Genomic DNA, 25,825 nt, shown 5'->3' on the forward strand with positions numbered 1-25,825 from the left:
GGTCACGGGTCGGTGTCCTCGGGGGCGGGGACGTCACCGAACATGTCGTCCATCGCGCGGGTGACGGCGGGCCGGTGCTCGGGCCGGGTGGCGTTGAGGACCGCGCTGGTGAGGCCGATCAGGTCGATGTCCTCGAACAGGTCGGTCAGGTCCGCGATGGTCTCCGGGTCCAGGACGACGCCGTCGGGGCGTTCGCTGTCCAGGTAGCAGCTCATGGCGTCGACGTAGTCGGCGAGCCTGTGGGCCATGTCCGGGGTGATGTCGAAGCTGTGGCAATGCTCCAGGCCCGAACCGAGGGCCCCGGTCGGGCTGATGTGGATGCGGATGCTCTGCCCGGGGCCGGGGGCGGCCTGTCCGAAGCCGGTGAGGGCTTCGGCGAGAGCCGCGATCGCACTGTTGCGGTCCGCGTCCGTCGCGGTCGCGGTGTCTGCGTCGTCCCCATCCGAGTCCAGCAGCGGGGCTGCCCAGAGCACTTCGAGGCTTTCGGCGTGCAGCCGGATGACGCCGTCGGCAGTGTCCGGGAGGGTGAGGTGGCCGATGACGCGCAGCAGGTCGCCGGGCTGCCGCTCGGTGAGCATGGCGTGCGCGATCTCCGGCTCCATGGTGGTGCAGGGGATGACCGCTTCTTCCACCAGGTGGTCGGTCCCGGCGGAGCAGGTCAGCCGCCAGCAGGCGGTGCCTTCACGTTCGCCGGGCTCAGGTTCGGCGGCCAGATAGCCGTCCAGCGCGAGCGGTATGGCGTCCATCAGCCCGCCACCGCCAGAGCGTTGGTGCGGTGGGCGGCGTCGTAGGCGTCCAGGACGGCCTTGGCCGGGTTGCCCTTGTCGGCGACCTGGTAGCCGTTGGCGCGCGCCCACGTCCGGATCGCCGCCAGCTCCTCCTTGCTGCGCTTGCCGGTCGCGGCTGGGGCGGGAGCAAGGGGCGTGACGTCCTGTGCCGCCGTGGCGGGACGGCCGCCGGCCTTCACCTCGCGCAGCTGCGCCTGCGCGGCCTCAAGTTCGGCCTTGGCCTTGGCCACGCGCTCCTCTGCCTCGCGCTGGGCGGCGTCGGTGGCGCGGCGCTCGGTCAGCTCGGTGAGGTCGGCGCGGACGCGAGCGGCTCGGTTGCGGATGCTGGCGGCGGTGTGGTTCTCCGCCCACGCGAGCAGGGCCTCGATCCCGTCGGCCTCCATCGTGCTGTCGGGCGCTGCGGTGGCCGTCTCCGGGGTGCCGGTGCTGTCCTCCGTGTCCGCGTCGGGGGCGGGCAGTCCGGCGTGCTGGAGGGCTTCGGCGAGTTCGCCCTCCGACAGTCCGAGGGTGTCGCGGACGTGCTCGAGGCTGTCGCCGTTCTTCAGCATGGATGCGGCTGTGGCGGTGAAGGCGTTGACGGCGTTGACGGTTTCGGCGGTCATCGTGTCTCCGGTTGGGGAGTCGGCGGGGGTGGTCAGGTGCGGGAGCAGGGTCACGAGGTCGTCCTCGCCGCAGGGCAGTCCGAGCGCGCCCAGCAGGTCGGCGAGGTCGTCCTTGTCGCGAGCGTGGTGGGCTACCACCAGGGCGGCGGCGCTGTGCTGGTCGCTGCCGAGCGGGGTGAGTTCGAGGGCCTCGGCTTCGAGGGTTTCTTGCATGTCGATGAACATCGACTGGCCCTCCTACGCGGCCCTGGTGCGGGGTCGGGTGGTGCGCTGGGCGATGTCCAGCAGCTCGCGGTTGCGCTTCCGCTGGGCATCGGTCAGCGGCCGGGCCTTCGCGCCGTGGCGATGCCAGAGCGGGGAGGCCGGCGGCTCGGGGTAGGCGAGGGCGTGGTCGACGTCGCGGTCGGTGCTGCTCATGGAGGTCCTCCAGGTGGAGGTCAGGCGTGGTCGCCTTGCCCCTTGTCCTTGGACTTGGGCTTCGGCGTGAGGTCGGAGGCGAACCGCCCGAGGCGGGCCTCAACGGGATTGGCGGAGATCCAGCCCTCCGCGCATGCCTTATGCACGGGCTCACCGGAGTGGGAGCGCATGGGCGTGGGCTTGTCGCACAGCTCGCAGGGGAGGTCCTGCCAGCGGTCGAAGTGCTGGCCATCGCGCCAGACGAGAAGCTCACCGGGAGCCGGGATCAGGCCCGGCTCGAACGGCGGCTTCTCCTTCTTCGTGCGTCCCGGGCGGGTCACGGCCGGAAGTCGGGCAGCTGCTGGAACACGCACTCCAGCAGGTCCTCGGCCGGCTTCCAAGGCCCGAGCTGCCCGGCGGCGGGGACCGGCAACGGCAGCTCCTGGACGTCCTGAAGGACCAGGTGCCAGGTGCCGGCCTGCGCCCACGGCGTGCAGGGCTCAAAGCCCTCGGGGTCCTGGTGGCAGTCGACCAGGCGCGCGATGCCGATCACGGCTCCGGTGGTCAGCTCCCGGCCGCGAATCGTGCGGGCGATCAGCGGGACGCGCAGGGCAGGACGGTCGATCCGCTGGCTCGCATGCAGGAGCATCCAGCCGCGCCAAGCCCAGGGCTTGGGACGATTTTCGATGCCCTTAACGCCGGTCTGGATGCACGTGGCGTGCGGCTGCTGGACGCTGATGCCGCGGATCCAGTCACCCTGCGGGAGGGTCGCGGTGCTCATGCTGCCCGCCCCCAAACGGTCGTTCCCGGGCGCCCAGCGCGGCGGCCGTTGATGGACGGCACCGTGGTGTGCGCGGGCGAGGCGACGACCGCGCGGCCCGAGTGCTTGCCGTCGTACAGGGCCGCGTCGGCGGCCCGCTGCAGCACGGTCAGGTCGCGGGAGCCGACCGCGTGCGGGGTCGCGGCGCCGACCGAGGCGGCCACGTCGGCGGTGCGGCCGTCCTCGAGGACGACCGGGCTGTGCAGCATGCGGACCAGCTGCGCGAGGCGCCGCTCCAGGCGCGCGGCGGGCAGCTCCAGGACCACGGCGAACCGTTGACTGAACTAACTCGATCATTTTCGCAGCTCAGACGGCCTTTCTGCTAGCTTCCCTGGATGCTTGAACGTGATCCCGAGAGGGAGTTAGCGAGCTTCGTGCTGCCCGAGGCCGGACAGTTGGCGGAGACGGGAGATCGGTGGAGGCCCTTTGTCCTCCTGGACGCGGACGGGGTCGAGATCGAACCCGTGGCTGCCTTTTTCGCGGAGCTGCTGGCTTGTGACAAGTCAGCAGCCACGATCCGGTCGTACGGAATGGATCTGCTGCGTTGGTGGCGCTTCCTGTGGGGCTGGGGTGTCGCTTGGGACCGTGCAGACCGGTCGGACGCTCGGGACTTCGCCCGCTGGATGAAGATCGCGAACAAGCCCGCACCGCTGCACTGGCGCCACCGACGGGACATCAAGACAGAGACAGCACCAAAGCCAGTACCGGAGCAGCTGCTTCCCGGAGCCCCCAATCCGATCACGGGAAAGTCGTCACCAGGGCTGAGATACGCGCCGACAACGCGAGCGCACTGCGAGACCGTCCTGCGGGCCTTCTACGACTTCCACCTCTCCGAGGGAACCGGGCCGATCCTGAACCCGTTTCCACTGGATCGCTCCCGGCACCATGGCAGGGCACATGCTCACCACAACCCTGACGAGCGGTTTCGCCACGAACGGCAGGGCCGCTACCGGCCGGCCATCCCCAAGCGAGCACCTCGGCGGATCCCCGACGCGATGTTCAACGCGCTGTTCGCCGCGCTGAAGCACGACCGTGATCGAGCTCTGCTGGCGTTCTGGGTTTCCAACGGTGCTCGCGCTGAGGAACTGCTCACCAGCCGGCAACGCGACGCGCTGCCCGGCCAACAAATCCTGGGGGTGGTCCGCAAGGGGAGCCGGGCCTATCAACAACTCCCCTGCTCAGCAGACGCTTTCGTCTGGCTACGGCTCTATCAGGAGAGCGCCTGGCGGGCTGGGGTGCCGCGCGGACAGAACGAGGGATTGTGGTGGACGTTGCGCCGCCCGTGGCGCCCCCTGAACTATCCGGCGGCCCGTGCGATGTTCAACCGAGCCAACAGTTTGCTCGGTACGAACTGGACTCTCCACGATCTTCGACACACCGCCGCCTATCGGCTGGCGAGGGATCCGAAGATGCCGCTGACCGACGTGCAGTGGGTGCTCGGCCATGCACACCTGTCGACGACACAGCTCTATCTTCCGGCCGACCGGGACGAGGTGATCGAACACGTTCGGGCACACCATGCCCGACGGGCCAAGTCCGCCGAGCGGACTCCCGCGCCTCCGGCAGCCGGCTACAACCCTGAATCCCTCAACAACCTCTTCGGGACTGCCTGGTGACACCTACGGAGACCGTGTCCATCGCGACGCATGTCGCACCTCCCGCATCCCTGAGCCTGGCCGGGGAGGCATTGAAAGCCGTCGCTTTGCGCTTTCCGCCCAGACCTGCGGAGGATCACTGGGCGGCCACAGCATGCGCGCGAGCCGACATCCTGGCTCGTCTGGAGCAACCTCCTCTGCGGCCGGGGGACGTGAAGCAGCACCGAGCCAGGATCCGCGGAGCTCGCCAGACCTTGCAGTGGCTGGAGACCTTCCCGGGGGCCACATGGCAGCAGCGCTGGAATACCAGTCCCGCGAGCACGCGTCCTGGCAACGACTGGGCCCGGTTGGCACCCGGCTGGATCGGAACGGCTGCTGGTCCCTCGCAACGGCAGGCACTGTCGGGAGGGCTGCTGAGTCTGATCTGCGCCGACGTTGTCAGGCCCGCCCTCCCCTGGCTGCTGTCACGAACCTCGGCCAACATGACGAGCCTGCGGATCGGGCTGATCCCTGCCCGTGACCCGGAAGGATTCGCTCAGCTTGAAGCGATGATCGAATCTGCCACGTGGTCCTCCAAGGTTGGGCGCGATGCCCTGCACTCCCTGGTCAAGATCGTGGCCGCCAAGGGCGGCACCTTGGCGGACATCACCGTCGGCGACGCCGTGGAGTATCTCGCCGCACTCAAAGCGGCGAACAAAGCCGCGAACGCCAAAGCGCGCGGCAACACCCTCTTCTACGCCTGGCTGCGCGAGTTGGGCACCCTGCCTGCAGAAGCCCCCAGTTCCTTGCGCTACCTGGCCAACACCAGTGGGCAGGTGTCGATGGAGCAGCTCGTCGACCGGTTCGGTGTCCGCTGCCGCCCTGTCCGAGATCTCTTGGTGGACTATCTCAAAGAGCGGCAGCCGGGTCTCGACTACACGTCCCTGAACAATTTGTCCCGGCACCTGGCCAGCAACTTCTGGGGTGATCTGGAACAACATCATCCGGGGATCGACTCTCTCCACCTGGTGCCCGAGGTGAGCGCGGCCTGGAAGCAGAGATGCCGGACCCGCATCGAACGGCGCCGCCAGCCAGACGGCAACGTGCGTGAAGTAGTGACCGGACGCGTCAACGTTGCCAGCATCATGCTCTCCGTCCGGGCGTTCTATCTCGACATCGCCCAGTGGGCCATCGACGAGCCGGCGCGCTGGGGGCCTTGGGCGGTGCCGAGTCCGATCAAGGACGCGGATGTCGCTGTCGTGAAAGACAACAAGCGGCGCAAAGCTCGGATGGATCACCGGACGAGGGAACGACTTCCGGCTCTCCCTGCCGTCGCCAGAGCGGCTTCATCATGCTTGAACGAGGCCAAAGCCCGGCTACAGGCTCTGATGGGCACCCCGCCAGGCGGTCAGTTCGCTTTCGCGGGCGACACCTTCAGGCGGGCAGCGAAGGACGGAACGACCTGGGCGGTGAACATCGCCATCGGCCGGCGCGTCGACTTGGCCCTCGCGGAGAGCCGCGCGTTCTGGGCCTGGGCGATGGTCGAGTTTCTACAGCACACTGGTGTCCGCATCGAGGAAATGCTGGAGGCCAGCCATCACAGCCTGATCCAGTACAGACTGCCCACGACCGGCGAGATTGTCCCCCTCCTGCAGATCGCGCCCTCCAAAACCGATGAGGAGCGGGTCATCCTGGTCAGCCCGGAGCTCGCCGATGTGCTCAGTGCGATCATCGCCCGCATCCGCGACCCGCGCACCGGTGCCGTCCCCTACGTCTCCAGCTATGACATGGCCGAGAAGACCTGGAATCCGCAGATGCCACTGCTTTTCCAGTGGTGCCGCAGTGGCGAGAGCTCCCGCCTCTCCCCGAAGCTCCTGCGTGAAGCACTCCAAGAGGTGCTGGCCTCCACGAATCTGACTGACTCAGCCGGACAGCCTTTGGACTTCTCGCCTCATGACTTTAGGCGGATCTTCATCACCGACGCCATCCGCAGCGGCCTTCCCCCGCACATCGCGCAGGTCATCGCCGGGCACACCAGCATCAACACGACCATGGGATACAACGCCATCTACCCCGGCGAGGCTATCGAAGCCCATCGCGCGTTCATCGCCCGGCGCCGAGCACTTCGGCCCAGCGAGGAGTACCGAACCCCCACCAACGAGGAATGGGATGCCTTCCTCGGACACTTCGAGCGACGCAAACTGTCCATCGGAATCTGCGCTCGCGCATTCGGAACTCCCTGCATCCACGAACACGCGTGTATTCGATGCTCCATGCTCCGACCGGATCCGGCTCAGAGACACCGCCTCGTCGAGATCCGCGACAACCTGATCGCCCGAATCACCGAAGCAGAACAGGAGGGATGGCTCGGTGAGATCGAAGGACTCCAAGTCAGCCTCGCCAGCGCAGAGGAGAAGCTCATCCAGCTCGATGCAGAGCAAGCCCGTCAACGCCAAGTGATCGATCTGGGCATGCCCAGCTTCAGCCAGATCGCGACACGAATCAGTACGGCAAGAGGACCTTCAAGTTAGCCGCGCCTCATCCACGCGAATGATCTACACCACCCCGGCGCAGGCCACGACCCTCGCTCTACGGGCGGCGGGCCAGCAAATGGGTGTCGAGGAAACCCCGCTCGGAAGCTGGGTCGTGGAGCAACCGAGCAAATGTGACGAGACCGGCCCCGGCCAGCAACTCGGCAAACTGCTCCGCCGGCCAGCTATAGGCGGGCGTCACCTTGTGGTCGAAGCGAACCGGCTCCGGTCCCTCGGTCCCGAAGAAGGACACCAAGAGCAGGCCCCCTGGCGCCAAGGCACGCACCTGCTCGGCGAGCAGCGCGGGCAATTCTCCAGGTGGGGTATGGATCATCGAGTAGTGGGACAGCACTCCGCCCAGCGCACCGTCCTCGACCGGCAGGGCCTCCATCCGCGCTTCGTCGAACCGCAGCGCCGGATGGGCCCGCCGGGCGTGGGCGACCATGGCTGGGGAGAGGTCGAGCCCGAAGGCGTCCAGCCCCAAGTCATGCAGCATCGCCGTCACATGACCGGGGCCGCACCCGACGTCGGCTACCCGCAGGTTCCCCGTGCCACGCACGAGCTCGGCGAAAGTGCCGATCATGTTCCGCGCGAACGGGTGCGTCTCCAGCCCATTGGCGAACATCGACGCGTACAGATCGACGACCCCGTCGTAGGCCGCCCTCGTCTCGTCCTGGTGTCCTAACACGGGAAGGAAATTAACACCCGCGCCGTTCGCAGCCATTCTCCGGCCCCACACCGGTTCCCTAAGGACTGATCATCCCGTCACCTGATCACGGGACGCTCTCGTTAGTTCAGAGAAGAACTCATCGCCTCCGAGGCGGCCGACGGCGGCGCGTGGGCCCGCCCACGCGGTGAGCCGGGCGGCGGTCGCGGCCAGGACGGCGTCCCCGGCCGGGTGCCCGAAGTCGTCGTTCACGGCCTTGAAGTGGTCCTGGTCGATCATCACCACGGCCAGGTCGTCGCGGCGGGCCAGGAGCCGGCGGGCGCGGGCGGTGTAGGAGTCGCGGCGCAGCAGGCCGGTCAGCGGGTCGCGTCGGGTGGCGGCGAGCTGCTTGTGCAGTGCGACCGCGTGGACTGCCCAGCCGGTCAACGGCACGGCGGCGGTCGTCAGTAAGAGGGTGCGCTGGCCGATCCGGCCCTGAACGCGCAGGAGAGGCGACATACTTGGGTTCTCCGTCTCGTCTCGTGCGGGATGGATGGGCCCGGGGCAGCCGACGAAGCCGCCAAGCAGAGCGGCTGTCCCGGGGCGGAGCTACAGCGCGAAGTCGCTGCGGGTCGTCCAGCTGACGGGGTTGTGCCAGAGGCCGGCCTTCGCGGCGGGCCACTCCATCTGCCAGCCGGGCCGAAGCCCGCGCGCTCCCCAGCTGTCCGGCTGTTTGCCGGGGATCTCGAGTCCGGCCGTGTGCGCGGCGAGCGCGGCGTCGTACACCTCATGCGCGCGACGCAGAGCCGCGGCGGGGGAGTCGGCGACGCCGGTGAAGACGTGCACGCCGCGCCGGGCCGGGTCAGTGGTGTCGTGTATCGGGACGTCGACCTCATAGATCCGCAGGTACATGACGTCCAGCTCCTCTCTGTGCTCGGTGGTGAGGGACCACCGCGACCGCCCCGGCCTCCGTCGTGCTGGAGGCCGGGGCGGCACGGAGCGCCCGTCACACCGCGCGGATCACGCGACCGCGTCCGCGTACTGCGCCTCCAGGTCGGCGCGGCCCTCGGGGTCGTCGCCCTGGAGGTCGTGGTCGTCGGCCTCCTGGTCGACGTCGTCAAGGCCGCCGTGGACGGTGCAGACGATGTCCGGGTCGCTGTCCATGTGGCCGGTCAGCGCCTTGTGCAGGTCGGTGACCGAGTAGGCCGGCGCCCACGCCTGCCCGGAGCACTCCGGGTCAAAGGGGCAGGGCAACAGGACGTCGAAGCCGAAGTCGCCCTCGCCATCGACGTCTTCGCGCAGCGCCAGGGTGAGGTACTGCTGCCCGAGGCGGATCTCCGCGACGCGGTCCCGGCCGGTCACCAGGTCCGAGCCCGGCCGCCACTGCCACAACGGCAGGATCTCCGGGCCGAAGAAGCGGCGGGCCAGCGACAGGTCGCCTAGGCCGTCGCTGCCGTCGCGCCCGAGTTCGGCCTCCCTCACCTGTGAGAGCCGCTCCAGGAACGGCTCCAGGCGGTACAGGGCGTTGGCGAAGACAACCGTGTTGAAGCCTTCGGCGGTGAGCCGCTGGTGGGAGTGGACCATGGCCTGGTGCTGGGAACGGACGATGTCCTCGGGCACGCGCCGGTTGTCCGGCCGCGGGCCCTGCCGCTCCAGGCACACCGGCAGCGGCGTGGCGACGACGACCGCGACGGTCGGCATGCCGTGCCGCTTGGCGGCCATCACCAGCTCAACCCGCACGGACTGTTCGACGTTGGTCGCGTCGATGACCGTGTTGAGCTTGCGGGCCATCCGGCGTTCCAGGATCAGCTTGAGGACGTCGGCGGCGTCGCCGGTCGCGCTCTGGTCGCCGGGGTCGTCGCTGACCGTGCCGCGCAGGGCGTCGAGGGAGAGGACCTGGGAGGCCGGCCAGGTGCAGGCCAGCGTGGACTTGCCCGCGCCGGAGGCACCGATCAGCACGATCAGCCCGTTCTCGGGCAGGTCCGGGTACAGCACCGAGGTCATGCGTCGTCTCCTTGCGGGTCGAGGGAGCGGGCAGCCCAGTTCAGGCGCTGCCCGGCGTTGTCGGTGAGCAGGGCGGCGGCCTCGTGCAGGGGGCAGGAGGCGTCACCGTCGCGGTCGGGCTCGATCTGCTCCGCCCGGCGGGCGGCGGTGGTGACCAGCTGCGCGAGCATCGGGATGATGCCGCCGGGGACGTCGACGTCCTCCTGGAACTCGCGCAGGATCGCGGCGAGCTCGGGGGCGTCGACGTCGTCGGCGCTCAGGTCGTCCTCGATCTGCTGGAGGGCAAGCTGGGCGATGCCGACCGAGGCCCGCACCCGGTCAAGGCGGGTACGGGGGCGGCCAGTCACCGGGTGGTGGCCTTGGTGGTGGCGACCACGGCCGCGACGGTCTCCCAGCCGTGGTGCCAGGCGGAGTCGAGGTGGAAGGCGCCGTTCATGCCGAAGTCGGCGAGCTTGTAGAAGCCGCCCTTGCCGGTCTTGGTGGCGATCTTCTCCAGCAGGCCCTTGCCCGGGACGCGGCGGTCCGCGGCGTAGTGGGTGCCAAAGGAGATGGCGAGCGCGGCCGCGGCGGCGGCCGGGTGGACCTTGATGCCGAGCGCGCGGGCGCCGACCCCGGCGACGATCGCCTGCGTGACCGTGTAGGTCAGGCAGTGCTTCAGGCACGCCTTACGGCCGTCGGCCGTGCCGTGGGTCGTCTTCTCCTCGGTGGCCGGGTCGACGTAGGTGACCGGGTGGTCGTCGGAGGCGCCCTTCACGCGGGCGCAGAAGTCCGACTGCACCCAGAAGTCGCCGATCGCGCTCCCGGCGCGGGTGAGTCCGAGAAGGGCGGCGAAGACGGCGGGACGATGCTGCATGCTGGATCTCTCCTGAGCTCGAAGGGGTGAAGGAGCGGGCGGCCGGCCTTTGCCGGTGCTGCGGCCGCCCGGTTGTGCGGGCCCCGTCCCGGCCTGGACGGTCGGGACGGGGCTGGCTCACGCGGCCAGCCGGTGAACGGCCGGGGCCGGGAGGGTCATGAGGCTGCTGGGGTCGACGGGCGTGCCGTCGAAGCCCTCCAGGCAGCAGCCGAGTTTCTTCGAGAGGCAGATGTAGAACCGCCTCCCGCACTGGCCACAGGTCTGCCGAGCTGCCATCGCCTGATCGAGGGCCCACTCCTGAGCGAGCGTCGGCACCCGCTTGGGCACCGCCAGGTCGACGCGGAGCAGGTAGCCACGGGTGGGGTGACGGCAGGACCACTGCGGGCGGGTCGCGCACAGCCTGCAACGCAGGATCGCGACCGGTCCCTCGTTGCCGCCGGGGCTCAGCCCCATCTCCCGTAACTGCCGCCTGGTGACCAAGCCCTCGGGCACCGTGCTGCGGTCGTACTCGGGCAGCGCCGCGTCACTGCGCGGCACCCGGGCCACCTCACGGCGGCGGCGCTTCTTCCTCGGGCGCGGCATCACCTGCTCCAGGCGCCGGGCAGCCGGCCGGGGCGGTGCGGGTAGCGGGGGCCGGGACGCTGCGGGCGAGGCCGGCCAATCCGGCGGCGCGGGTGGGGAATGAGCACGAGCAGTTCCTCCAGTCGTCGGTGAACAGCGCTGCACCCCGCCGACGTCGTGCTGGTGTCGGCGGGGTGCAGTGGTGGTGCGGCTGGGTTATGCGGCGAGGCCGTGGGCCGTGTGCATGGAGTGCTCACCGGGCGCCGCTGGCGCGGGCGTGGTGTGGCCCGGCCGGGGCGTCTCCGGCTGCTGCGCCGGGGCGCCGTGCAGGTGGGTGCCGAGCAGGTAGCCGATCAGCAGTCCGGTGACGCCGAAGACCTTGTGGCGATTGACCTTCCACCAGGTCGGCGCCGGGGGCTCGGTGAGCACTCCTATGACGGCCGGGGCTTTCGCAGCCAAAACGGGGTCTCCTTCTCGCTCGGGGTGGGGTGGTGCGTTCGGCCGGGCGGCCTGTCCGGTCCTCGCCGACCCCGGGGGCGGGGCGGGCGAGGGTCAGGCTGAGCGTCAGGTCAGCGGGCGGTGCGGAAGCAGCGGGCGACCCACGACCGCAGCGGGTCGAAGCGGGTCGGGTGGGTGTGCCGCCAGGCGGTGGGGAACAGGTCGTGCTCGGTGGGGAAGGAGCGGGACGCGCCGCACGTGCACGTCCAGATGTACGGCTTGGGGCGGGTGTCGTCGCGGGTCGCGGTGACCTTGGCGGGGAGGCCGTCGTGGCTCCCGTGGAAGGTGCCGGCCCAAAACTCGGTCTCCTCCATCTGCGGCTTCATCAGGTTCCCTTCGGTGCGCGGTGGTGGTGTGGACGGGGGCGGCGCTGGTCAGCGCTGGAGCGGGTGGACGTTGTCGGGTTCGTCGCCGAAGTCGTCGCCCGCCGGGGTAGGGGCAGGAAGCCAGGCGTGGAGGTGGAGCGTGGGGCTGAACTGGGGCTGGAACTGCGGCGGGTGATTGTGGACGACGGGCCGAAGCGTCAGGCCGCGCAGGGCGAACATGCTGGCCAGCGCCCACATGAGGGCGGCGAGCCCGGTGGCGGCGGCGCGGCCCCCGGCCGGGGCGGCGGACCAGATCATGGCGAGGCTGCCGATCCCGAACAGCAGCCAGGCGATGCGAGCTCCGGCGTTGCCGAAGAACCCACCGACCAGACCGACCAGCCCGGTCAGCTGCCAAGACGCGTATAGGGCGGCCGGGGCGACGGACAGGTGCGCGGCCTGGTCGGCGAGGAACACGCGGACGGGGTGGTCGACCGTGCCCCACAGGCCGCTGCCGTCACCGGCTCCGGACGCCGGGACGGCGGACAGGCCCTTGAGCGTGGCGGAGGCGATGTCGCCGGCGGCGTCCAGCATCATCACGATGAGGCTGAGCCCGCCGAACAGCGCGGCGGCCTTGATCCAGTTGGCGACCTCGTGCCAGCTGGCGTGCCGGGCCTGGAAGACCTCTTCCCACCGCTGGTAGAGGAAGCCGCCCTCCTCCCACGACTCCTTCCACGCGGCGCGCAGCCGCGCGAGCCGCCGGGTGCCGGGCTTGCCGTCCAGTTCGGGGGCCGGCGGCACGGGCGGCAACTGGTTGAGCATGTCGAGGAAGGACGGGTTGTCCTGGCCGTTGACCGGCTTGTCGTTGTTGGGCATGGCGTAGCTGCTCCTTCGGCGGAGGGATCGGTGTGTGGGCGGTGCGGGCTGGCCGGAGCCGGTCAGCGGATCTCGTTGCGGGTGCGGGCGAAGAACGCGCCGCGCGTGGTGCTGTTGTTGTGGATCTCGGTGTGGTGGGTGACCGGACCCTCGAAGACGTTCTTGGTGACGGCCGCGCGGGCCTTGCTGATCGCGCCGCCGATGGCGGTGGCGACCATCGCCAGGCCCGCGAAGGGCAGGGTGACCATGAGGACGCCGTTCAACGTGACGGAGGACAGGCCCTGGAGCACGAGCCAGGCACCGCAGCCGATGCCGGTGACCCCGGCGCCCACGCCGATGGAGGCCACCGCGATCCCGGCCGCCCAGGCCGGGACGATCCGGTGGTCCTCCTGCTTCACGGGCGGGGCGGTGCCGAAGGCCGGCGTCTCAGTGTCGTCGCGGAACGAGGTGGGGTGGTGGCGTACGGGCTTGCTCGCCCATTCGTCGAGCAGGCGGCGGGCTTCGGCCGCAGCCTCGGACTCGGGCATGCCGGACTGGGTGGTGTTCAGAGGGTCCATCGGGGTTCTCCGATCACGCGGGAAGGGGCGCGCCCTCCTGGCCGTGATGGCCGGGAGGGCGCGTGGGGGAGTGGCCGCGCGCAACGGCGGAGGGCGTCGCCGGAGTCGTGTCCGGCGGCGCCCTTCGGCGTTGTGCAGCAGGTGAGTTGGGGCTGACGGGAGGGTAGTCACCGCACCGGCGCCCCGGGCATCCTCGATCCGACAGGCGCGGTGGAGGGAATCGGGTGGAGTTCGTCTTCGAGTGCGGGTGGTGCGGCGGGGACAACTTCTTCGTCGGCAAGCAGGTCGGCTTCTGGGTCGACAAGTGGGAGGTCCCCGCGGAGTGGGACTGCCGCTTCTGCGAGGGGCTCAACTACACGCCCGACCCGCCGTGGACCGAGGCGTAGTCAGAAGCTGGAGATCAGTCCGGCGAGCGAGACCAGGCCGCTGTTGATGGTCGGGGCCAGGCCGGTCGCGGCGAGGGTGAAGCCGAACAGCGTGCAGGCCAGCGCGGAGCCGACGCGGACGTAGCCGCCCTTGACCAGGACGACGACGATGATGCCCAGCAGCACGGCGGCGGAGATGGACAGGGCCACGGTGGTAGTGCTCCTTCACAACAGGTGGGGTGGGGCCGGCCGCGCTCGGGCAGGCCGGCCCCGGGAATGGGTGGGTGCGATCAGGCGTCGGTGAGGCTCTTGATGGCCTCCAGGGCCTGGCGGGGAGAGGCGACCTGCTCGGAGCGGCGGCCGCCGCCCTTGCCGCCGCGGCCGCCGCCGCCCTTGCCGCCTCCTCCGCCGCCGCGCCGGCGGGAGCGACCCTCGCCCTCGTCGTCCTCGTCGGGCTCGGGCCAGAACTCGCCGGGCCGCACGGGCTCGTTCCAGTCGAACCACAGGCCGCGCTTCTCCAGCTCGCTGATCTCGTGGTCGGTGAGCCGGTTGACCTCGTCGGGGAACAGCTCGGACAGGTCGGTGTCGAAGTCCGCGTACAGCGACCGCATCAGGACGGCGCGGCCGTTGTCGAGGACGATGACCGCGACGCCACCCGTGGAGACGCCGTTCTCCGGGTCGGCCTCGCCGCGCATGGCCCGCTCGATCGCGGAACCCTCGGTGCGGGAGTAGCGGGCCGGGATGGTCGGCACGTCGTAGGCGTTCTCCATGGTGCCCTCCGCCGCCTTGCGGGTGGCGCCGGGCGAACCCATGTTGAAGATGACCGGCCTCGAGTTCTGCCGCAGGTTGTCCTTCATCTCCGTGGAGAACCCGTTGTGCGCGAACGGCGACTGTCCAGCCGGGTTGAAGCCGATGCCGTACTTCAGGCCGGTGACCGTGAGGTCCTCGCCGTCCTTCTGGATGAACTCGCCGAAGTCCGCGTCCTGCGCCGCGGTCATGAACTCATCCCCGTACACGTTCAGCTGCCGGTACGGGCAGCGCGGGTCGCCCGGCTTGTAGTCGTGCGGCTGGCCGTCGTGCGGCCACGGCATGTCGGCGCGGATCTCGCACAGCGCCTTCGCCGCCCGCAGCGAGCGGGCCATCCACAGCGCGTTCGAGCCCTGCCGGTCGATGTACCGACCGAGCACGGTGGTCTTCTCGTCCTTGCGGACGGTGCCCAGCCAGACCACCTGGCCGTCCAGGGACTGCGCGGCCATGTGGATCGCGAAGAACTGCGTCTTGCCGGACCGGCTGACCCCGAGGGTCAGGCCGTGGGCCGGGGCGTTCTTGTCGTGCTGGTACACCATGGTCTTCACCGGCTGGCCGGTGATGGTGAACCCGCACACGTACATGCCCTTGGCGTCCGGGGTGAGCAGCTCGCGGGTGGCGGAGAAGATCTGCGACAGCGGCGGCTCGTCGAACGCGCTGATCAGGAACTCCGAGCCGTCGATGAGGACGAACACGCAGGAGTCGTCCTCGGGCAGCTTCAGCGCGCGGCAGACCTTGGCGAGGTCGATGCGCGGGGTCTCGGTGGAGTCGGTCATCTTCGCCCGGTAGAAGGTGACGCCGCGTTCGTCGTCGCGGGTCTTGTGGACCAGTTCGGATCCGGGGGCGCCGCCCTTGGGCCCGCCGACCTTGTCCATCCAACGTTCCTGGTCGGTCGGCTTGGTGCGGCGCCGGGCGTTGGCGTCGGGGGTGATGTGGGCTTCCATCCAGCCGGGGCCGCCCTGGCGGCCGGGCTGGATGGCGACCTCCGCGAGCTTGACGTCGCTGGAGTGCACGCCGAACGGTGCGGCGACCGCGGCCTCCGACAGGCCGGTGATCGGCCGTCCGGTCTCCGAGGCGCGCAGCAGGATCGTCATGTCGTGCTGCTGGCCGGGGTGCCGGGTGGCCTTGACGATGTGGGTGCGGCCGGGCATTCCGGCCTGCTCCCACAGCATCCGGGCCTCGCGGGTGAGCAGGTCGGCGTCGTCCGGCACCGCCGGCGCCTCGAGGACTTCGGCGGGCGCCGGCTGCGGGACGGGTGCGGCGAGGGCGGGGCGGTGGCGGCGGCGGGTGTGCCGGGAGAACGGCATCACCAGGTAGCCGGCCGCCGCCCATCCGGCGGCGAGCAGCCCGTCCAGCCAGTACGGGCCGAAGCCGCCGGTGTGCCCGGCGGCGACGTCGACGGCGGCGGCCAGGACCAGCGGGGACCAGCGCAGGATCTTGCGTCCGGCGCCGGGCTCATCGCTCTTGGCTGCGAGGAACCAGCCGCCGATCCCGGCCGCGCCGGCGAGCTGCACGACCTGGTTGACGGGGCTGTCGGGGTAGAAGTTCGGGGCCACGGCCAGCACGGGCGCGGCGAGGGTGTAGGCGAGGCGTTCGAGCGCGACGCTGCGCGGCGTGGTCACCGGCTTCTCCTTCGGCGAATGAGCACGGGCGGCCCCGCGTGGTGCGGGGCCGCCCGTGTGAGGGGGTGGGTGGGGGAGCGGGTCAGCGGTTGAAGAACCCGGGCCGGGGCGTCTTCTCGCGCCGGTTGGAGCGGATGTCGTCCAGCGCGCCGTACAGCTTCGAGTGGGTGCGCTTGGTCTCGTAGGTGAGGTCGGCGGTCTCCTGCGCGGTGTCGTGCAGCTTCTTGACCTGCACTCCGGCGCCCCCGAGGGTGACAGCGACGTTGCTGGTCAGCTCCACGAACTTCGGGTCGAGGTCGGCGTTGTCGACGTCGCGGGCCGCGTCCTCGGCACGCTTGGCGTTCCTCTTGATGCTGCGCACGAGCTCCTCCAGGCCGAGCCCGGCGTCATCGAGCGCGCGCCCGAGGGTGTCGAGCTTGGCTTGGACGGCCTTGTAGCGGTTGTCGCCGTCGGCCACGGCGGGTGCCGCGGCGCTGGGGCGGGGTGCGAGATCGCTGCTCATCAGCGGGTTTCCTCCCTCTGCTTAGTCGTGGTGGGCGGCTGCGGACACGTACTTCAGGCCCGCGTCTTCCTTCGCGGCCATGTCCTCGCCGTACACGCGGGCGACCATCGCGGCCGCGAGCTTGGCGGCCTCCAGGGCCAGCCCGCACTCAGTCGCGCACCGTTCGGCCTGCTGCTTCATGCGGGCCGCGGAGTCGGCCAGGTCCGAGATCAGCTCGGTGACCTCGGTGGTGACGTTGTGGTCGCCGATCAGGTCGGTGGCCATGTCCCGCAGGGCGTCGGCGACCTTGTCCAGGGCCTCCGCGAGGGCTTCGGCCCGCTCCTGGTCGGAGGCGGCCTGGATGGCGATGTTCGCCATCTCCATCAGGTAGTCGTCGAACGTGATGTCTGTCCGGTGCTGGGCCGCCAAGTTGCCCTGCCCGGACGGCCTGCTGACCTCCGCGCTGCTCACGCTGCTCCCTTCGGTGCTGGTGGGTCGGCTGCTGGTGGCCGGTCGGCCGACGGCGGTCTGATCGCTTTGATCGGGTGCGTCGGTCGGGTCCGGCCGACTGGTGCCAGGGCGCTTGATGACGCCTCGCCTGACGCGCGGTTGCCTGGGCGCGCGGGGCAGGCCGGGACGGCGGGCGGCATACCAGCCGAACGGGTCGGCTTCGTCGTCGACGATCACCGCGTCCGGGATGTCCTCGCTGGTGCCCGGCTTCGGGTTGGGACGGTTCGGGCGGCCGTCGGCCCACTCCACCGTCGGGTCGGGATCCTTCATCCCGTCCCATGCCCAGCCGCGTCGCCGCCCGGCACGACCGGCACGCCCAGTGCGGCCCCGCCGACCGGCCCTACCGGTTCCGCTGCCGGTACGCCGACGCCGGAACCGGCGCCGCTTCTTCGAGTCGTCAGACGGCCCGTCACCGGCTTTGGGGTCCTTGCCCGGCTCATCGGACGCCGGGGCGTCCTTTGTGTCGCTGGAGGCCCCGTCAGTGCCCTCCTTGGCGTCCTTCTCGCCCTTGCCGTCGGTGCCCTTGGCCTTGGAGTCCTTGTCCTTGGTCAGGCTCACCTTCTCCGCGCCGGCCTTGCCGTCCTTCGCGTCGGCGCGGCGCTTGTCGAAGCGGCGCTGGGCTTCCTCCGTGACGGCCTTGCCCAGCGTGGTGCGGCCCGGGTCGGCCGACGCCGCGGCTTCCCGCTTCGCCTTCCGTGCCGCGTCCCGCTCCTGGCGCTTGGCCCGGCGGTCCTCCCACGCCTGCTGCCGCTGGGCGCGGCCCTGGTCGCGGTCCTTGGACCGGTCCGCGACAGCGGCGGCGTGCCCGGCGCTGCGCCGTTCCTGCCGCCCGGCCTGCCGAGCCCCGGCGCGCTCCTGGCGGCCGCGGGCCCGCTCGGCACGGGCGCCGGACGTCTGACTTCCGCCGTCACCCTTCGAGTTGCCGCCCCGCCCGGAGCTGCCAGAGCCCGTCTGAGAGCCTTTCGAGCCCCCGGACGAACCGCTGCGCCCGGAACCGGCTGCACGGCCGCCAGAGCCCGTCTGAGAGCCCTTCGTGCCGCCCTTGCCGCCTCCGGTGCCGGACCCCGAACGGCCGCCAGGACCGCCGGAGTTGGAGCCGCGCGAGCCGCCGGACCCCTTCGGCCCCGCACCCGAGTTGTTGCGGGACGGCCCGCTGCCGCCACCGCCACGCGAGGACCCGCCCCCGCCGCCGGCCTTCGAGCGGCCCTTGTCCGCTCCCAGGCCGGAGGAGGACGACTTCGAGCGGTCGGCATCCGCCTTTCCGCGCGCCGCCGCCTTGTCGCCCTTCGCTTTCATCATCGCGGCGTGGAGCTTTCCGTTCTGCTCCATCATCGCGACTTCCTGCGCGGTGCGGCCCTCCAGCAGCGCCGCCTTCCGTGCTATTTCAGCCTCACGGAAAGGCGCTTCGCTTTCCTGATTGTACCGCGCCATTTCCAGCCGGAATTCCAACCAGTCACCGAGACGGTCAGCGAGGGAACGAGGCTGCTCGTATTCGCCTTCCTCGTATTCGCCTTCGCCTTCACCGGGTTCCGGCGCGGCAATTCCTTCGGAACGCAGCGCCGTAGACGGGTCCGGAGCAGCCGGAATCGCGGGAAGTTCCATCGTCGTCTCCTCCGGGGTCTCCGGGGGAGCCTCCGGAATGTCTTCCGGCGGCGGAATGGTGTCGATGAAATCCGGGATCGGCGGCAGCGTGTACGTGGAATCACCGCTCCACGGACCGTGGACCAGGGTTCCGCCGCCGGTGTCGTCGGACTCGTCAGACACAGGGCACCTCCCCTCCTGGGGACTTGACAGACAGTGGGGTCTCGCGTGCACGCGCGTGCACGTGCACGTGTGCACGCTTTACGCGCGCGAGGCCCCGCCGGAGTCCGGCGGGGCCTTCATGGGTGACGCTCAGCTACGCGGGCCGTGCTGCTTCAGGACGGTGTCCGCGTACTGCATGAGGTGGTCGAACAGCCGCGGGTCGCCCGCCTGCCGCTTCTCCAAGACCAGCTTGAAGAGGCGGCAGACCAGCGTGAACGCGGTAATGACATCACCGCGACCGGCTTTGACTTCCCTGGTGATTTCGGACCGAGTAACGCGGAGCCAGAATTCCATCCGGCCGATTTCCCCGCGACTTTCGATCGCCTTGCGCTCTTCCTCCTGCAGCCAGCCGTTCCGCCCTTGGATCGAGCGTTCGACGCTGCTGAGGGGGCGCGTCACGCCGACTCCCTCTTACCGAGGTCGTAAATCGACGTGGGACCACCATAGCCGGAATTCTGGTTCTGCGCACCCTGCTGCGGCGGATTGGGTGCGGCCTGGATCGTCGGCGGGTTCTTCTTCCGCTGCCTTTCGATCTCCTTTTCCTTCCTGCCCTTCACCGTATTCACCACGGTCTCGTCGTGGGCACGGCGCTTATAGGCGCTCTTTTCCAGGCCCTCGGTCAGGTTGTTCAGGTTCTTGAGCACGTTCCCGAGGGCCTTTTCCACGGGCATCGCGCGCAGCCTGGCGTGGTACCAGCGGTCGCCCTCCACGTTCGTGCCGCGCAGGTGCACGCGGGTCTCGATCGCGAGGGTCTCCAGGTTCTTGCCGATGTCCAGCAGGACCCGCTGAACGTCGGCCAGGTACCGGGCAGTTGCCTCCGGGCTCTGCGCGACGTCGCGCAGAGGCGAGTAGTTCGGGTCGTTGCTGTTCATGCGAGAAGACCTCCAGGTCTCGGGGTTGGGGAAGGGGAGAATCCGCGATCCCCGAGGCTGTCGCGCGGGGGTTGGGGCGGTACTCGGTCGTGCCTCGCCGGCGCCCCGCTCGGGGCGGGCGCGGGCGAGCGGCCTGCCGGCCGTGGCCGTCACCGGTCCGCGCTCACGCTCGGAAGCGTGGGCGCGGGCCGGGGGCGACCATGAGCGGCAGGGTTCTGCCAGGGGGTGAGCGCGTCGGCGCTCACCGGGCGCTCACCTACGCGCCCGGGGCGGCCTCTTCGACCTGAGCGCGCAGACGCTGAGCGGTCGGGCGGGAGACCGGCTCATCGGACAGGCCCGCGTCGGTGAGCGCGTCGCGGATCTCGGTCCACTGGGGGCGGCGCCCGAGCTCGGTGTAGAGCAGACGGATACGAGCGTGGCGGCGCTCGGTGAGCGCGTCACTCTCGCTGCGCGTGAGCGCGCCGTCCGCTCGCTGAGCGTCGTCGTCCTCTGTGTCGCGCTCACCCTCGTGAGCGCCGGAGGTGAGCGCCGGGCGCTCGCGCTCGCCGTGCGTCTCGCCCGAGGCGAGCGCGCTCACGTCGGGGTGAGCGCGCGCGCTCTCCTCCACCCGCTCGATGGTGTGAGCGTCCTCGGGGGTGAGCGTGTCGGCGAGCGCGGCGGGCGCGGAGCCGAGCTTGAGCGCCATCCGCTGCTCCAGCGGTGCCTTGCTCCGCCACCGCCACCCGTACTTCTCCTTGAGCTGCGCTCGCAGGTACGTCTGCTCCTGGAGGCGGGTGAGCGCCTCCTCGTAGGAGGTGATCTCCCACAGGATCATCCGGCGGCGAAGGCGGGCGGTGGGGATCGGGGCGAGGATCCAGCGGGAGCGGCGGACCGTCTCCATCCGCACCTTGCCGGTGACCGCGCCGATCCGCGTCGCGTAGACGTGGGAGGCGATCTCCGAGAACACGACCCAGAGCAGGGTGAGGGCGGCGTGTCCGAGGCGGCCGGAGGCGGAGTCCGAGGCGTTCCAGTTCAGGTACACGGTCACCGCCGTCAGCGCCCGGGGCACCCAGCGGATCCAGCGCAGCTCCATGCCCATGCGGATCAGGACCAGGTTGGCGCCGGTGAACGCCGGGATGGCGACGTCGATGCCGACGGGGAGCAGCCACGGCCACTCCCAGCCCCACCCGGCGGCCTTGGTCTCCAGCGCGGTGTAGGAGGAGAGCAGACCGAGGGTGGAGACGACCGCGGCCGCCAGGACGATCCCGACGACCAGCACCAACTCCTGCCCGGACAGCGGCGGGACACCGCCGGCGGGCCGGGCGTCGTTGCGGGCCTTGCGCCGCGCGGCACGGGACTCGGTCCGGATCTCCCGGCGCCGCGCCCGCTGCACGGTGCGCTGCGTCGCCGCCTCGAGGACCCGGTCCGCCTCGGCTCGGGCCTGGGCGACGGCGGCCTGGTCGGCCGTGGCCTTGGCCGCCGCCTCCCGGGCCCTCTTCGCGTCGGCTTCGGCCTGCTCCCGCAGCCGGGCGACGTCCTTGTCGACCGCCGCCCGCAGCTCCTCAGCGGAGGTGCGGGCGTCGTCCAGGGCGCGGTCGGCGTCGGCACGAAGGCCGGCGGCCATCTTCTCCGCCCCGGCCCGCACCTGCGCCGCCTGGTCGTCCGCGCTCTCGCGCAGCCGGTCGGCCTCGCCACGCGCCCGCTCCAGGAGCTGTTCGGCGTCGGTGGCGGCGCGGGTACGGGTCTCGGCAGCGGTGCGCTCCGCCGCCGCCAGCAGCTCGGTGCGCTTCATCTCCGCGTCGGCGAGGACCTGCGCGGCCTCCGCCTGCACCGTGTCGGCCTGCGCGGCCGCCGTGGTGGTGACCTCCTGCGCCTGGTGGCGCGCGTCGGCGAGCAGCTGCTCCGCCGTCGCTTCGGCGTCGGCGCGAACCTGGTCGGCGTCGGCAGCCGCCGTGGTGGCGGCTTCCGTGCGGACCCGGTCGGCGTCCGTGGCGGCGACGGCCAGGAGGCGGGACTGCTCTGTGGTGGCGGCCTCGGTGATCGAGGCCGCCTCGGTGCGGGCGCCGTCCAGCAGCTCGGTGGCGCGGGCCTCGCCGTCGGCGAGGATCTGGGCGACATCGTCGGCGGCCAGGTCCCGGAGGTCGGCGGCGCGGTCGGCGGCGTCGGCCAGGACCGGGTCGGCCTCCGGGTATACCAGCGGCACGGTGGTCTCGGGGGCAGCGGCCTGGGCGGGAATGGAGGCCGGCGGCGGCGTCGCCTTGGCGCGCCCGTTGCGGGGCTTCGTGTTCGCCGCGGGCTGGCGTCGGCGGCGGGTGGCGGGCTTGGTGGCCACGGGATGTCCTCTCTTACGTTCCGGCGCCTCCGTGCAAGAGGTCACCGCGGGTTGGCGTCGGTCGGTAGGGTCGTGACCAGGCCCTCCGGGGCCCCGGCAGCTCAAATGCCGGGGACTCGGAGGGCCGTCTGCGTGGAGCAGGTGGTCAGCGCGGGGCGGGCAGCGTGCTGCTGTCCTGCGTGAGGTGCTGGCGCAGCCAGGCGACGGCGGCCGGGGTCATCGCCCCCGTGTCCGGCTCGCTCAGCGGCGCGGTGTCGATGTCGTGCATCGCGTCGGCCGCCGGGAGCGGCCGCATGTAGTCGGGGTCGATCCCGGCGCGGGCGCGGTTGCCGCTCAGCTCGGTCAGGTCGTAGAGGACCTTGCGGGTGTCGGCGTGCCGCCAGGACCGCTCCACCCGGCCGACGAACGTGTGGCCCGGCAGACCGAGCCAGAACCGTTCGACGTCGCGGAACAGGACCAGGTCGCCCTTGATGTAGGTGGTCTTCGGCTGAACGGCCTGCGTCTGCGGCTGCTGTGCCATGGGCTCTCCTCGTATCGCGTGCACCGGCGGGGGGCCGGGCGTCCGGGCTGTCCGGCTCTCAGTGACCGCCCGTCCCGGCCGCCGGAGTTCGGCGGCCGGTGCGGGCGGATCAGACAGCCGTCAGACCGTGGCGAGGGGCCGGTGAGGGGCGATGATCTGGCCGTCGGGCAGCAGCTCCCCGGTGTCCTCAAACAGCACCAGGGCGTTGCACAACAGGCTCCAGCCCTGCTCCGGGTGCGCGGCCACGACCTGCGCGGCCTCACGGTCGGAGCTGGCGGCCGTCGGGCACTTCGGGGTGTGCTTGCACTGCGAGTCCGGCATCCGGGAGGCGCCGGTGGGAGTCGTCGCGGTGTCGAGCTGGTGGCTGCTTTCCATGGGGCTCTCCTGCAGGGGAGGAAGCGATCCCGGGATTGTCCCGGGCTGGAGACGTGCGAAAAGGCCGGCAGCCCGTCGTGCGGACAGCCGTTGTGCGGCGGCGCTGCGGGGCGGGCCGGAAGTTGCCCGCCACTCCCGTCAGGCGGTGCGGTTGCGGGCCGCGCGGCGCTTGAGGGAGCGGCGCTCCTTCGCGGACAGTCCGCCGAACACGCCGTAGTTCTCGCCGCGCTCCAGCGCGCCCTGGAGGCAGGACTCCATCAGCGGGCACCGACGGCAGACAGCCTTCGCTTCCTCCTCCTGGAGCAGCGCCGGGCCGGTGTCGCCGATCGGGAAGAAGAGCTCGGGGTCCTCGTCGGCGCAGAGCGCGCGGGGGGCCTCGGTGTCACTCGTGGCGACGGCGCCGTAGTAGGGGGTGCGTACGATGGAGCGGTTCATCAGGGCCTCCCAAAAGGTCCGTTCGGCAGCCCCGGGGGCGCAATCCCCGGGGCTGTTCGCGTGTCTGCGGCCGGATGGCCGGAGCGGGGGTGCGCTCCCGACGCTCTCCGCCGGCCCCGCCCGTGGGGGCGCGGGGACGACGGGCAATGCCGGGGGGTCGGTCAGCGGCGGTTGTTCTCCGACCGCTTGTTCTGCTCCTGGTTCTTGCGCGAGAGCTCAGCGCGCTCCGCGTCGGTCAGGCTGGTGACGGCGTTCACCGGACCGCCCCCATCTCCGCGAGGGTGCGGCGGGCGCGGCGGCCGGCCTTCGCCGCCCGCGCGTCGCCGTCGGCCACCAGGTGGCGGACCAGCCGGTGGAAAGCGTCGGTCCTCTCGCGCTCCGGGCCGTTCGCCGGGGCGGGGACGGTGCGTGTCATGCTGTGCTGCATCAGGTCCTCCGATTCAGGTCCTGGACAGCCCCACGGGCCGCAATCCCAAGGGCTGTCGCGATCACTCCCCATTTGGGGAGTCGACTGCTGTACGAGCAGCCACGGCCCCGGCCGCCCCCTCTTGAAGCGGGGTGGCCGGGGCCGTGGTCGTTCGTGCCGGTGAGCGGGGTCAGGCCGCCGACGTCACCGGGGCCTTGCGGGCGTACTGCCTGCCCAGTTCGGCCTGCCGCCGGTCGTGCGCCTCCACGTCCTGCGGCAGCATCGGGAGATCGGGGCCGCGGAACTCGGAGAGCGATCCCGAAGTCCGGGCCGTGCAGCGGTTGTTCGCCTTCTCGACTGCCTCGCCGCCGTGCTTGGCCCACTGCGCCTTACGGACGGCCGGCGCCGACTGCTTCCGCTCGGTGCGCCGCGCCTGGCGCTCCTGCTCAGCGCGAGCCGCGCGGCGGGCGGGCTCCTGGTTGAGCGCGAGAACGTAGCGGCGGGCCAGGAGGCCGCCGTCCGTGCAGTGCTGACCGCCGACGCACCGCGTGCAGCCCTTGCGGTGCGCGAGGTAGGACTGGCGGGCCGACTCCAGCGTGACCTCCGCCTTGATCCGGGAGACCGGAGCGGCCGGGGCCGGGAGCGGCTTGTAGAACTGCTGGGCGGCGCGCCGGTTCTCCTGCGGCATCGCGTCGCGCAGCAGCCGGTTCTGCCGGGCCTGCCAGCGTCGGACGTCGATGTCGATGACCACGAGCTGGTCGCTGCCGGGGCAGGTGATGTGCTTCTCGCCCGCCGCGACCTTGTCGGAGATGCAGTGCTCGCGGATCTTGAGGACCTTGTCACCCATGATCCGGCGCCAGGTGCGGCAGTCGGGGCAGGCGATCGACTTCGTCTCGCCGGGTCGAACGTTGAAGTCCTCCGGAGCCATGCTGCTGAGCTTGAGCGCCTCACGGCGGTTCGTGTTCTTGGTCCGGACGCGGCCGGGACGCTTGCGGGGCATCGAATCCTCCTGACGTGGGATCGGGTGCGGGTGCTGCCTTCTCTGCCGCGCCAGGCCGGCCTTTCGGCAGGTTGGTCCTGGCGGACAGACAGCGCAGCAGCGCCGTTCGAGGTGGATCAGGTGGAGCTATTCAGTACAGGCCTGCCGGGGGAGCTCGGCTCACCCCACTGCCGCCGCCTCCGAAGAGGCGACACCTGCTGTTTTGCTGGCAGCCAACCTCGTTAACGAGCTTGGCTATACTCCAGTACACTCATCCTCGTTAGCGATGTCAAGGACTTTCGTTAACGAGGTAGTCTCGCCGCGCGCTCTTCCGCGCGGATCAAGGCGTCCATCCGATGCCTCGATAGCCAGCAGCCGTAGGATCGCTAACGAGGTAGGGAGACGAATGGCGAGCGAGGCTGGCCCGCAGCGGCCGAAGTATCAGCGGATTGCCGACGACTTGAAGGCAGCGATCGAGTCGGGCCGGTATGGCCCTGGAGACCGCCTGCCTGGCGAGTCGGCTCTGGCCGAGCAGTACGGCGTCGCCGTACTGACCGCTCGCCAGGCACTGAAGATCCTTCGGGTCGAGGGGCTGGTCGAGACCAAGAAGGGGGCTGGCGCCCGCGTCCTTTCGTTCCGCCCGATCCGCCGCCACGGCATCCAGCGTCTGGCGCGCGTGCAGTGGGACGCGGGCAGGTCGATCTGGTCCGCTGACGAGGAAAGGCCCGTAACGATCGATGTTCGCGTCGACACCGTCGTGGCGCCAGATCACATCGCGCGCATGCTCGATCTCGAAGACGCCGGAACTGTGTGTGCCCGCTCGCGGCGCTTCGTCCTGGACGAGCGGCCCGTGATGCTCGCCACCTCGTACTTGCCGTTCGAGCTGGTCGACGGCACCGCCATCACCCGCGTCGACACCGGGGAGGGCGGCACCTACGCCCGACTCTCGGAGATCGGCCACGCACCGGCCCATTTCCGAGAGGAGATCCGCTGCCGCCTTCCCACGGCCGAAGAAGCCGAGAGCCTCGAGATGCCCCTGGGGCGCCCTGTGATCAAGCTCTGCCGCACGGCTTTCGACGCCGACGGCCGTGCAGTCGAAGTGAACGAAATGACGCTCGACAGCGCCGCGTACGTCCTGGACTACTCGTTCGATGCCTGAGCGTTCCAACTCACTCACTGCGACCCCCAACTGACAGCTCGTCTTGTGGGGGCCATCACACCGGCCGGAGCGGTGGTGCGAAATCACAGCCGCTTGTCGAAGCCTGTGCACGGGCTCGTTCACACGTTTTCAACATCCCCGTACACACGGGATTTCGGGCTCCGGCCATAGG

The 25,825-nt window shown here is 70.7% G+C and carries 33 protein-coding genes; 4 read left to right on the forward strand and 29 right to left on the reverse strand.

Annotated features, from left to right (window positions below; genetic code table 11):
- Positions 1–2 precede the first annotated feature (2 nt).
- Genes ACFYO5_RS35740 through ACFYO5_RS35765 form a run of 6 tightly spaced genes read right to left on the reverse strand, consistent with a single transcriptional unit; the run spans position 3 to position 2,872 of the window.
- On the reverse strand, positions 3–746 hold the full coding sequence (locus tag ACFYO5_RS35740; RefSeq protein WP_388717285.1) for a hypothetical protein: 744 nt from the start codon (positions 744–746) through the stop codon (positions 3–5).
- Positions 746–1,615 carry a histone-like nucleoid-structuring protein Lsr2 gene (locus ACFYO5_RS35745; protein WP_388717288.1) on the reverse strand — a complete coding sequence of 290 codons (870 nt, stop codon included), beginning with the start codon at positions 1,613–1,615 and terminating at the stop codon, positions 746–748. Before ACFYO5_RS35745 ends, ACFYO5_RS35740 begins: the two co-directional genes overlap by 1 nt.
- Before the next feature lie 12 nt (positions 1,616–1,627).
- A complete protein-coding gene (locus ACFYO5_RS35750) occupies positions 1,628–1,807 on the reverse strand; it encodes a hypothetical protein (protein WP_388717290.1) in 180 nt (59 codons plus the stop codon).
- A gap of 20 nt (positions 1,808–1,827) precedes the next feature.
- Positions 1,828–2,127: a hypothetical protein gene (locus tag ACFYO5_RS35755; protein ID WP_388717293.1), complete on the reverse strand. Its 300-nt coding sequence runs from the start codon at positions 2,125–2,127 to the stop codon at positions 1,828–1,830.
- A complete protein-coding gene (locus ACFYO5_RS35760; protein ID WP_388717296.1) occupies positions 2,124–2,567 on the reverse strand; it encodes a hypothetical protein in 444 nt (147 codons plus the stop codon). Before ACFYO5_RS35760 ends, ACFYO5_RS35755 begins: the two co-directional genes overlap by 4 nt.
- Complete coding sequence (locus tag ACFYO5_RS35765) at positions 2,564–2,872, reverse strand: hypothetical protein (protein WP_388717299.1); 309 nt, start codon at positions 2,870–2,872, stop codon at positions 2,564–2,566. Before ACFYO5_RS35765 ends, ACFYO5_RS35760 begins: the two co-directional genes overlap by 4 nt.
- Before the next feature lie 69 nt (positions 2,873–2,941).
- Here ACFYO5_RS35765 and ACFYO5_RS35770 point away from each other — a divergent pair, with 69 nt between their 5' ends.
- The gene (locus ACFYO5_RS35770) at positions 2,942–4,222 is read left to right on the forward strand and encodes a tyrosine-type recombinase/integrase (protein WP_388717302.1); all 1,281 of its coding nucleotides are present in this window, start codon (positions 2,942–2,944) and stop codon (positions 4,220–4,222) included.
- Between the two features lie 14 nt (positions 4,223–4,236).
- Positions 4,237–6,711 (forward strand): tyrosine-type recombinase/integrase, encoded by a 2,475-nt coding sequence (locus ACFYO5_RS35775; protein WP_388717305.1) that lies wholly within the window; start codon positions 4,237–4,239, stop codon positions 6,709–6,711.
- A 58-nt stretch (positions 6,712–6,769) separates the two neighbouring features.
- Here the strand turns inward: ACFYO5_RS35775 and ACFYO5_RS35780 are convergent, their stop codons facing one another.
- The 11 genes from ACFYO5_RS35780 to ACFYO5_RS35830 form a co-directional block, all read right to left on the reverse strand.
- Positions 6,770–7,399, reverse strand: a complete 630-nt coding sequence (locus tag ACFYO5_RS35780; protein WP_283975017.1) for a class I SAM-dependent methyltransferase — start codon at positions 7,397–7,399, stop codon at positions 6,770–6,772.
- A gap of 69 nt (positions 7,400–7,468) precedes the next feature.
- Positions 7,469–7,876 (reverse strand): diguanylate cyclase domain-containing protein, encoded by a 408-nt coding sequence (locus tag ACFYO5_RS35785; protein ID WP_388717309.1) that lies wholly within the window; start codon positions 7,874–7,876, stop codon positions 7,469–7,471.
- A 90-nt stretch (positions 7,877–7,966) separates the two neighbouring features.
- Entirely contained in the window at positions 7,967–8,269 is a 303-nt protein-coding gene (locus tag ACFYO5_RS35790) for a hypothetical protein (RefSeq protein ID WP_388717312.1), read from the reverse strand.
- 108 nt (positions 8,270–8,377) lie between these two features.
- Positions 8,378–9,361, reverse strand: coding sequence for an AAA family ATPase (locus ACFYO5_RS35795; protein WP_388717315.1), 984 nt, complete (start codon positions 9,359–9,361; stop codon positions 8,378–8,380).
- On the reverse strand, positions 9,358–9,708 hold the full coding sequence (locus ACFYO5_RS35800) for a hypothetical protein (protein ID WP_388717318.1): 351 nt from the start codon (positions 9,706–9,708) through the stop codon (positions 9,358–9,360). The genes ACFYO5_RS35795 and ACFYO5_RS35800 overlap by 4 nt, the downstream gene beginning before the upstream one ends.
- Positions 9,705–10,214 carry a hypothetical protein gene (locus ACFYO5_RS35805; protein ID WP_388717324.1) on the reverse strand — a complete coding sequence of 170 codons (510 nt, stop codon included), beginning with the start codon at positions 10,212–10,214 and terminating at the stop codon, positions 9,705–9,707. Before ACFYO5_RS35805 ends, ACFYO5_RS35800 begins: the two co-directional genes overlap by 4 nt.
- Positions 10,215–10,331: 117 nt before the next feature.
- Positions 10,332–10,796 (reverse strand): RRQRL motif-containing zinc-binding protein, encoded by a 465-nt coding sequence (locus tag ACFYO5_RS35810; RefSeq protein WP_388717327.1) that lies wholly within the window; start codon positions 10,794–10,796, stop codon positions 10,332–10,334.
- 195 nt (positions 10,797–10,991) lie between these two features.
- Positions 10,992–11,234 (reverse strand): hypothetical protein, encoded by a 243-nt coding sequence (locus ACFYO5_RS35815; RefSeq protein ID WP_388717331.1) that lies wholly within the window; start codon positions 11,232–11,234, stop codon positions 10,992–10,994.
- Between the two features lie 110 nt (positions 11,235–11,344).
- Positions 11,345–11,599, reverse strand: a complete 255-nt coding sequence (locus ACFYO5_RS35820) for a hypothetical protein (protein WP_388717334.1) — start codon at positions 11,597–11,599, stop codon at positions 11,345–11,347.
- Positions 11,600–11,647: 48 nt separating this feature from the next.
- Positions 11,648–12,451, reverse strand: a complete 804-nt coding sequence (locus ACFYO5_RS35825; RefSeq protein ID WP_388717337.1) for a hypothetical protein — start codon at positions 12,449–12,451, stop codon at positions 11,648–11,650.
- A 62-nt stretch (positions 12,452–12,513) separates the two neighbouring features.
- Complete coding sequence (locus ACFYO5_RS35830) at positions 12,514–13,008, reverse strand: hypothetical protein (RefSeq protein ID WP_388717340.1); 495 nt, start codon at positions 13,006–13,008, stop codon at positions 12,514–12,516.
- 224 nt (positions 13,009–13,232) lie between these two features.
- On the opposite strand from ACFYO5_RS35830, the gene ACFYO5_RS35835 reads away from it, so the two are divergent.
- Positions 13,233–13,394, forward strand: coding sequence for a hypothetical protein (locus tag ACFYO5_RS35835; protein WP_365103581.1), 162 nt, complete (start codon positions 13,233–13,235; stop codon positions 13,392–13,394).
- Here ACFYO5_RS35835 and ACFYO5_RS35840 read toward each other — a convergent pair whose 3' ends face one another.
- From ACFYO5_RS35840 to ACFYO5_RS35895, 12 genes are all read right to left on the reverse strand, one after another.
- Positions 13,395–13,583: a hypothetical protein gene (locus tag ACFYO5_RS35840; protein ID WP_319770365.1), complete on the reverse strand. Its 189-nt coding sequence runs from the start codon at positions 13,581–13,583 to the stop codon at positions 13,395–13,397.
- Between the two features lie 80 nt (positions 13,584–13,663).
- Entirely contained in the window at positions 13,664–15,802 is a 2,139-nt protein-coding gene (locus ACFYO5_RS35845) for a chromosome segregation protein ParM (protein ID WP_388717344.1), read from the reverse strand.
- A gap of 82 nt (positions 15,803–15,884) precedes the next feature.
- Positions 15,885–16,304: a conjugal transfer protein TraB gene (locus ACFYO5_RS35850; RefSeq protein ID WP_388717347.1), complete on the reverse strand. Its 420-nt coding sequence runs from the start codon at positions 16,302–16,304 to the stop codon at positions 15,885–15,887.
- A 21-nt stretch (positions 16,305–16,325) separates the two neighbouring features.
- Positions 16,326–18,125: an ATP/GTP-binding protein gene (locus ACFYO5_RS35855; RefSeq protein ID WP_388717350.1), complete on the reverse strand. Its 1,800-nt coding sequence runs from the start codon at positions 18,123–18,125 to the stop codon at positions 16,326–16,328.
- A 561-nt stretch (positions 18,126–18,686) separates the two neighbouring features.
- A complete protein-coding gene (locus ACFYO5_RS35860) occupies positions 18,687–18,995 on the reverse strand; it encodes a hypothetical protein (protein WP_334496442.1) in 309 nt (102 codons plus the stop codon).
- The gene (locus tag ACFYO5_RS35865) at positions 18,992–19,468 is read right to left on the reverse strand and encodes a hypothetical protein (RefSeq protein WP_388717354.1); all 477 of its coding nucleotides are present in this window, start codon (positions 19,466–19,468) and stop codon (positions 18,992–18,994) included. Before ACFYO5_RS35865 ends, ACFYO5_RS35860 begins: the two co-directional genes overlap by 4 nt.
- A gap of 256 nt (positions 19,469–19,724) precedes the next feature.
- On the reverse strand, positions 19,725–21,779 hold the full coding sequence (locus ACFYO5_RS35870; protein WP_388717358.1) for a DUF2637 domain-containing protein: 2,055 nt from the start codon (positions 21,777–21,779) through the stop codon (positions 19,725–19,727).
- A gap of 145 nt (positions 21,780–21,924) precedes the next feature.
- On the reverse strand, positions 21,925–22,299 hold the full coding sequence (locus tag ACFYO5_RS35875; RefSeq protein ID WP_388717361.1) for a hypothetical protein: 375 nt from the start codon (positions 22,297–22,299) through the stop codon (positions 21,925–21,927).
- 120 nt (positions 22,300–22,419) lie between these two features.
- Positions 22,420–22,620, reverse strand: coding sequence for a DUF5999 family protein (locus ACFYO5_RS35880; protein WP_388717684.1), 201 nt, complete (start codon positions 22,618–22,620; stop codon positions 22,420–22,422).
- 192 nt (positions 22,621–22,812) lie between these two features.
- A complete protein-coding gene (locus ACFYO5_RS35885; protein ID WP_388717365.1) occupies positions 22,813–23,109 on the reverse strand; it encodes a WhiB family transcriptional regulator in 297 nt (98 codons plus the stop codon).
- A gap of 253 nt (positions 23,110–23,362) precedes the next feature.
- Positions 23,363–23,524, reverse strand: coding sequence for a hypothetical protein (locus ACFYO5_RS35890; protein ID WP_388717368.1), 162 nt, complete (start codon positions 23,522–23,524; stop codon positions 23,363–23,365).
- A gap of 181 nt (positions 23,525–23,705) precedes the next feature.
- Complete coding sequence (locus tag ACFYO5_RS35895) at positions 23,706–24,515, reverse strand: hypothetical protein (RefSeq protein WP_388717371.1); 810 nt, start codon at positions 24,513–24,515, stop codon at positions 23,706–23,708.
- A 385-nt stretch (positions 24,516–24,900) separates the two neighbouring features.
- Between ACFYO5_RS35895 and ACFYO5_RS35900 the strand changes: the two genes are divergently transcribed.
- Positions 24,901–25,653: a GntR family transcriptional regulator gene (locus tag ACFYO5_RS35900; RefSeq protein WP_388717374.1), complete on the forward strand. Its 753-nt coding sequence runs from the start codon at positions 24,901–24,903 to the stop codon at positions 25,651–25,653.
- Positions 25,654–25,825: the final 172 nt, after the last annotated feature.

It is taken from the genome of Streptomyces sp. NPDC006259 (assembly GCF_042870975.1).
Classification (GTDB): Bacteria; Actinomycetota; Actinomycetes; order Streptomycetales; family Streptomycetaceae; genus Streptomyces.

Excerpts from the sequence above, each read along its gene's own strand:
- ACFYO5_RS35740 (WP_388717285.1), bottom strand. The coding sequence starts at position 746 with ATGGACGCCATACCGCTCGCGCTGGACGGCTATCTGGCCGCCGAACCT.
- ACFYO5_RS35745 (WP_388717288.1), bottom strand. The coding sequence starts at position 1,615 with ATGTTCATCGACATGCAAGAAACCCTCGAAGCCGAGGCCCTCGAACTC.
- ACFYO5_RS35750 (WP_388717290.1), bottom strand. The coding sequence starts at position 1,807 with ATGAGCAGCACCGACCGCGACGTCGACCACGCCCTCGCCTACCCCGAG.
- ACFYO5_RS35760 (WP_388717296.1), bottom strand. The coding sequence starts at position 2,567 with ATGAGCACCGCGACCCTCCCGCAGGGTGACTGGATCCGCGGCATCAGC.
- ACFYO5_RS35770 (WP_388717302.1), top strand. The coding sequence starts at position 2,942 with ATGCTTGAACGTGATCCCGAGAGGGAGTTAGCGAGCTTCGTGCTGCCC.
- ACFYO5_RS35785 (WP_388717309.1), bottom strand. The coding sequence starts at position 7,876 with ATGTCGCCTCTCCTGCGCGTTCAGGGCCGGATCGGCCAGCGCACCCTC.
- ACFYO5_RS35790 (WP_388717312.1), bottom strand. The coding sequence starts at position 8,269 with ATGTACCTGCGGATCTATGAGGTCGACGTCCCGATACACGACACCACT.
- ACFYO5_RS35795 (WP_388717315.1), bottom strand. The coding sequence starts at position 9,361 with ATGACCTCGGTGCTGTACCCGGACCTGCCCGAGAACGGGCTGATCGTG.
- ACFYO5_RS35805 (WP_388717324.1), bottom strand. The coding sequence starts at position 10,214 with ATGCAGCATCGTCCCGCCGTCTTCGCCGCCCTTCTCGGACTCACCCGC.
- ACFYO5_RS35810 (WP_388717327.1), bottom strand. The coding sequence starts at position 10,796 with ATGCCGCGCCCGAGGAAGAAGCGCCGCCGCCGTGAGGTGGCCCGGGTG.
- ACFYO5_RS35820 (WP_388717334.1), bottom strand. The coding sequence starts at position 11,599 with ATGAAGCCGCAGATGGAGGAGACCGAGTTTTGGGCCGGCACCTTCCAC.
- ACFYO5_RS35825 (WP_388717337.1), bottom strand. The coding sequence starts at position 12,451 with ATGCCCAACAACGACAAGCCGGTCAACGGCCAGGACAACCCGTCCTTC.
- ACFYO5_RS35830 (WP_388717340.1), bottom strand. The coding sequence starts at position 13,008 with ATGGACCCTCTGAACACCACCCAGTCCGGCATGCCCGAGTCCGAGGCT.
- ACFYO5_RS35850 (WP_388717347.1), bottom strand. The coding sequence starts at position 16,304 with ATGAGCAGCGATCTCGCACCCCGCCCCAGCGCCGCGGCACCCGCCGTG.
- ACFYO5_RS35855 (WP_388717350.1), bottom strand. The coding sequence starts at position 18,125 with ATGATGGAGCAGAACGGAAAGCTCCACGCCGCGATGATGAAAGCGAAG.
- ACFYO5_RS35865 (WP_388717354.1), bottom strand. The coding sequence starts at position 19,468 with ATGAACAGCAACGACCCGAACTACTCGCCTCTGCGCGACGTCGCGCAG.
- ACFYO5_RS35875 (WP_388717361.1), bottom strand. The coding sequence starts at position 22,299 with ATGGCACAGCAGCCGCAGACGCAGGCCGTTCAGCCGAAGACCACCTAC.
- ACFYO5_RS35880 (WP_388717684.1), bottom strand. The coding sequence starts at position 22,620 with ATGCCGGACTCGCAGTGCAAGCACACCCCGAAGTGCCCGACGGCCGCC.
- ACFYO5_RS35885 (WP_388717365.1), bottom strand. The coding sequence starts at position 23,109 with ATGAACCGCTCCATCGTACGCACCCCCTACTACGGCGCCGTCGCCACG.
- ACFYO5_RS35890 (WP_388717368.1), bottom strand. The coding sequence starts at position 23,524 with ATGACACGCACCGTCCCCGCCCCGGCGAACGGCCCGGAGCGCGAGAGG.
- ACFYO5_RS35895 (WP_388717371.1), bottom strand. The coding sequence starts at position 24,515 with ATGCCCCGCAAGCGTCCCGGCCGCGTCCGGACCAAGAACACGAACCGC.
- ACFYO5_RS35900 (WP_388717374.1), top strand. The coding sequence starts at position 24,901 with ATGGCGAGCGAGGCTGGCCCGCAGCGGCCGAAGTATCAGCGGATTGCC.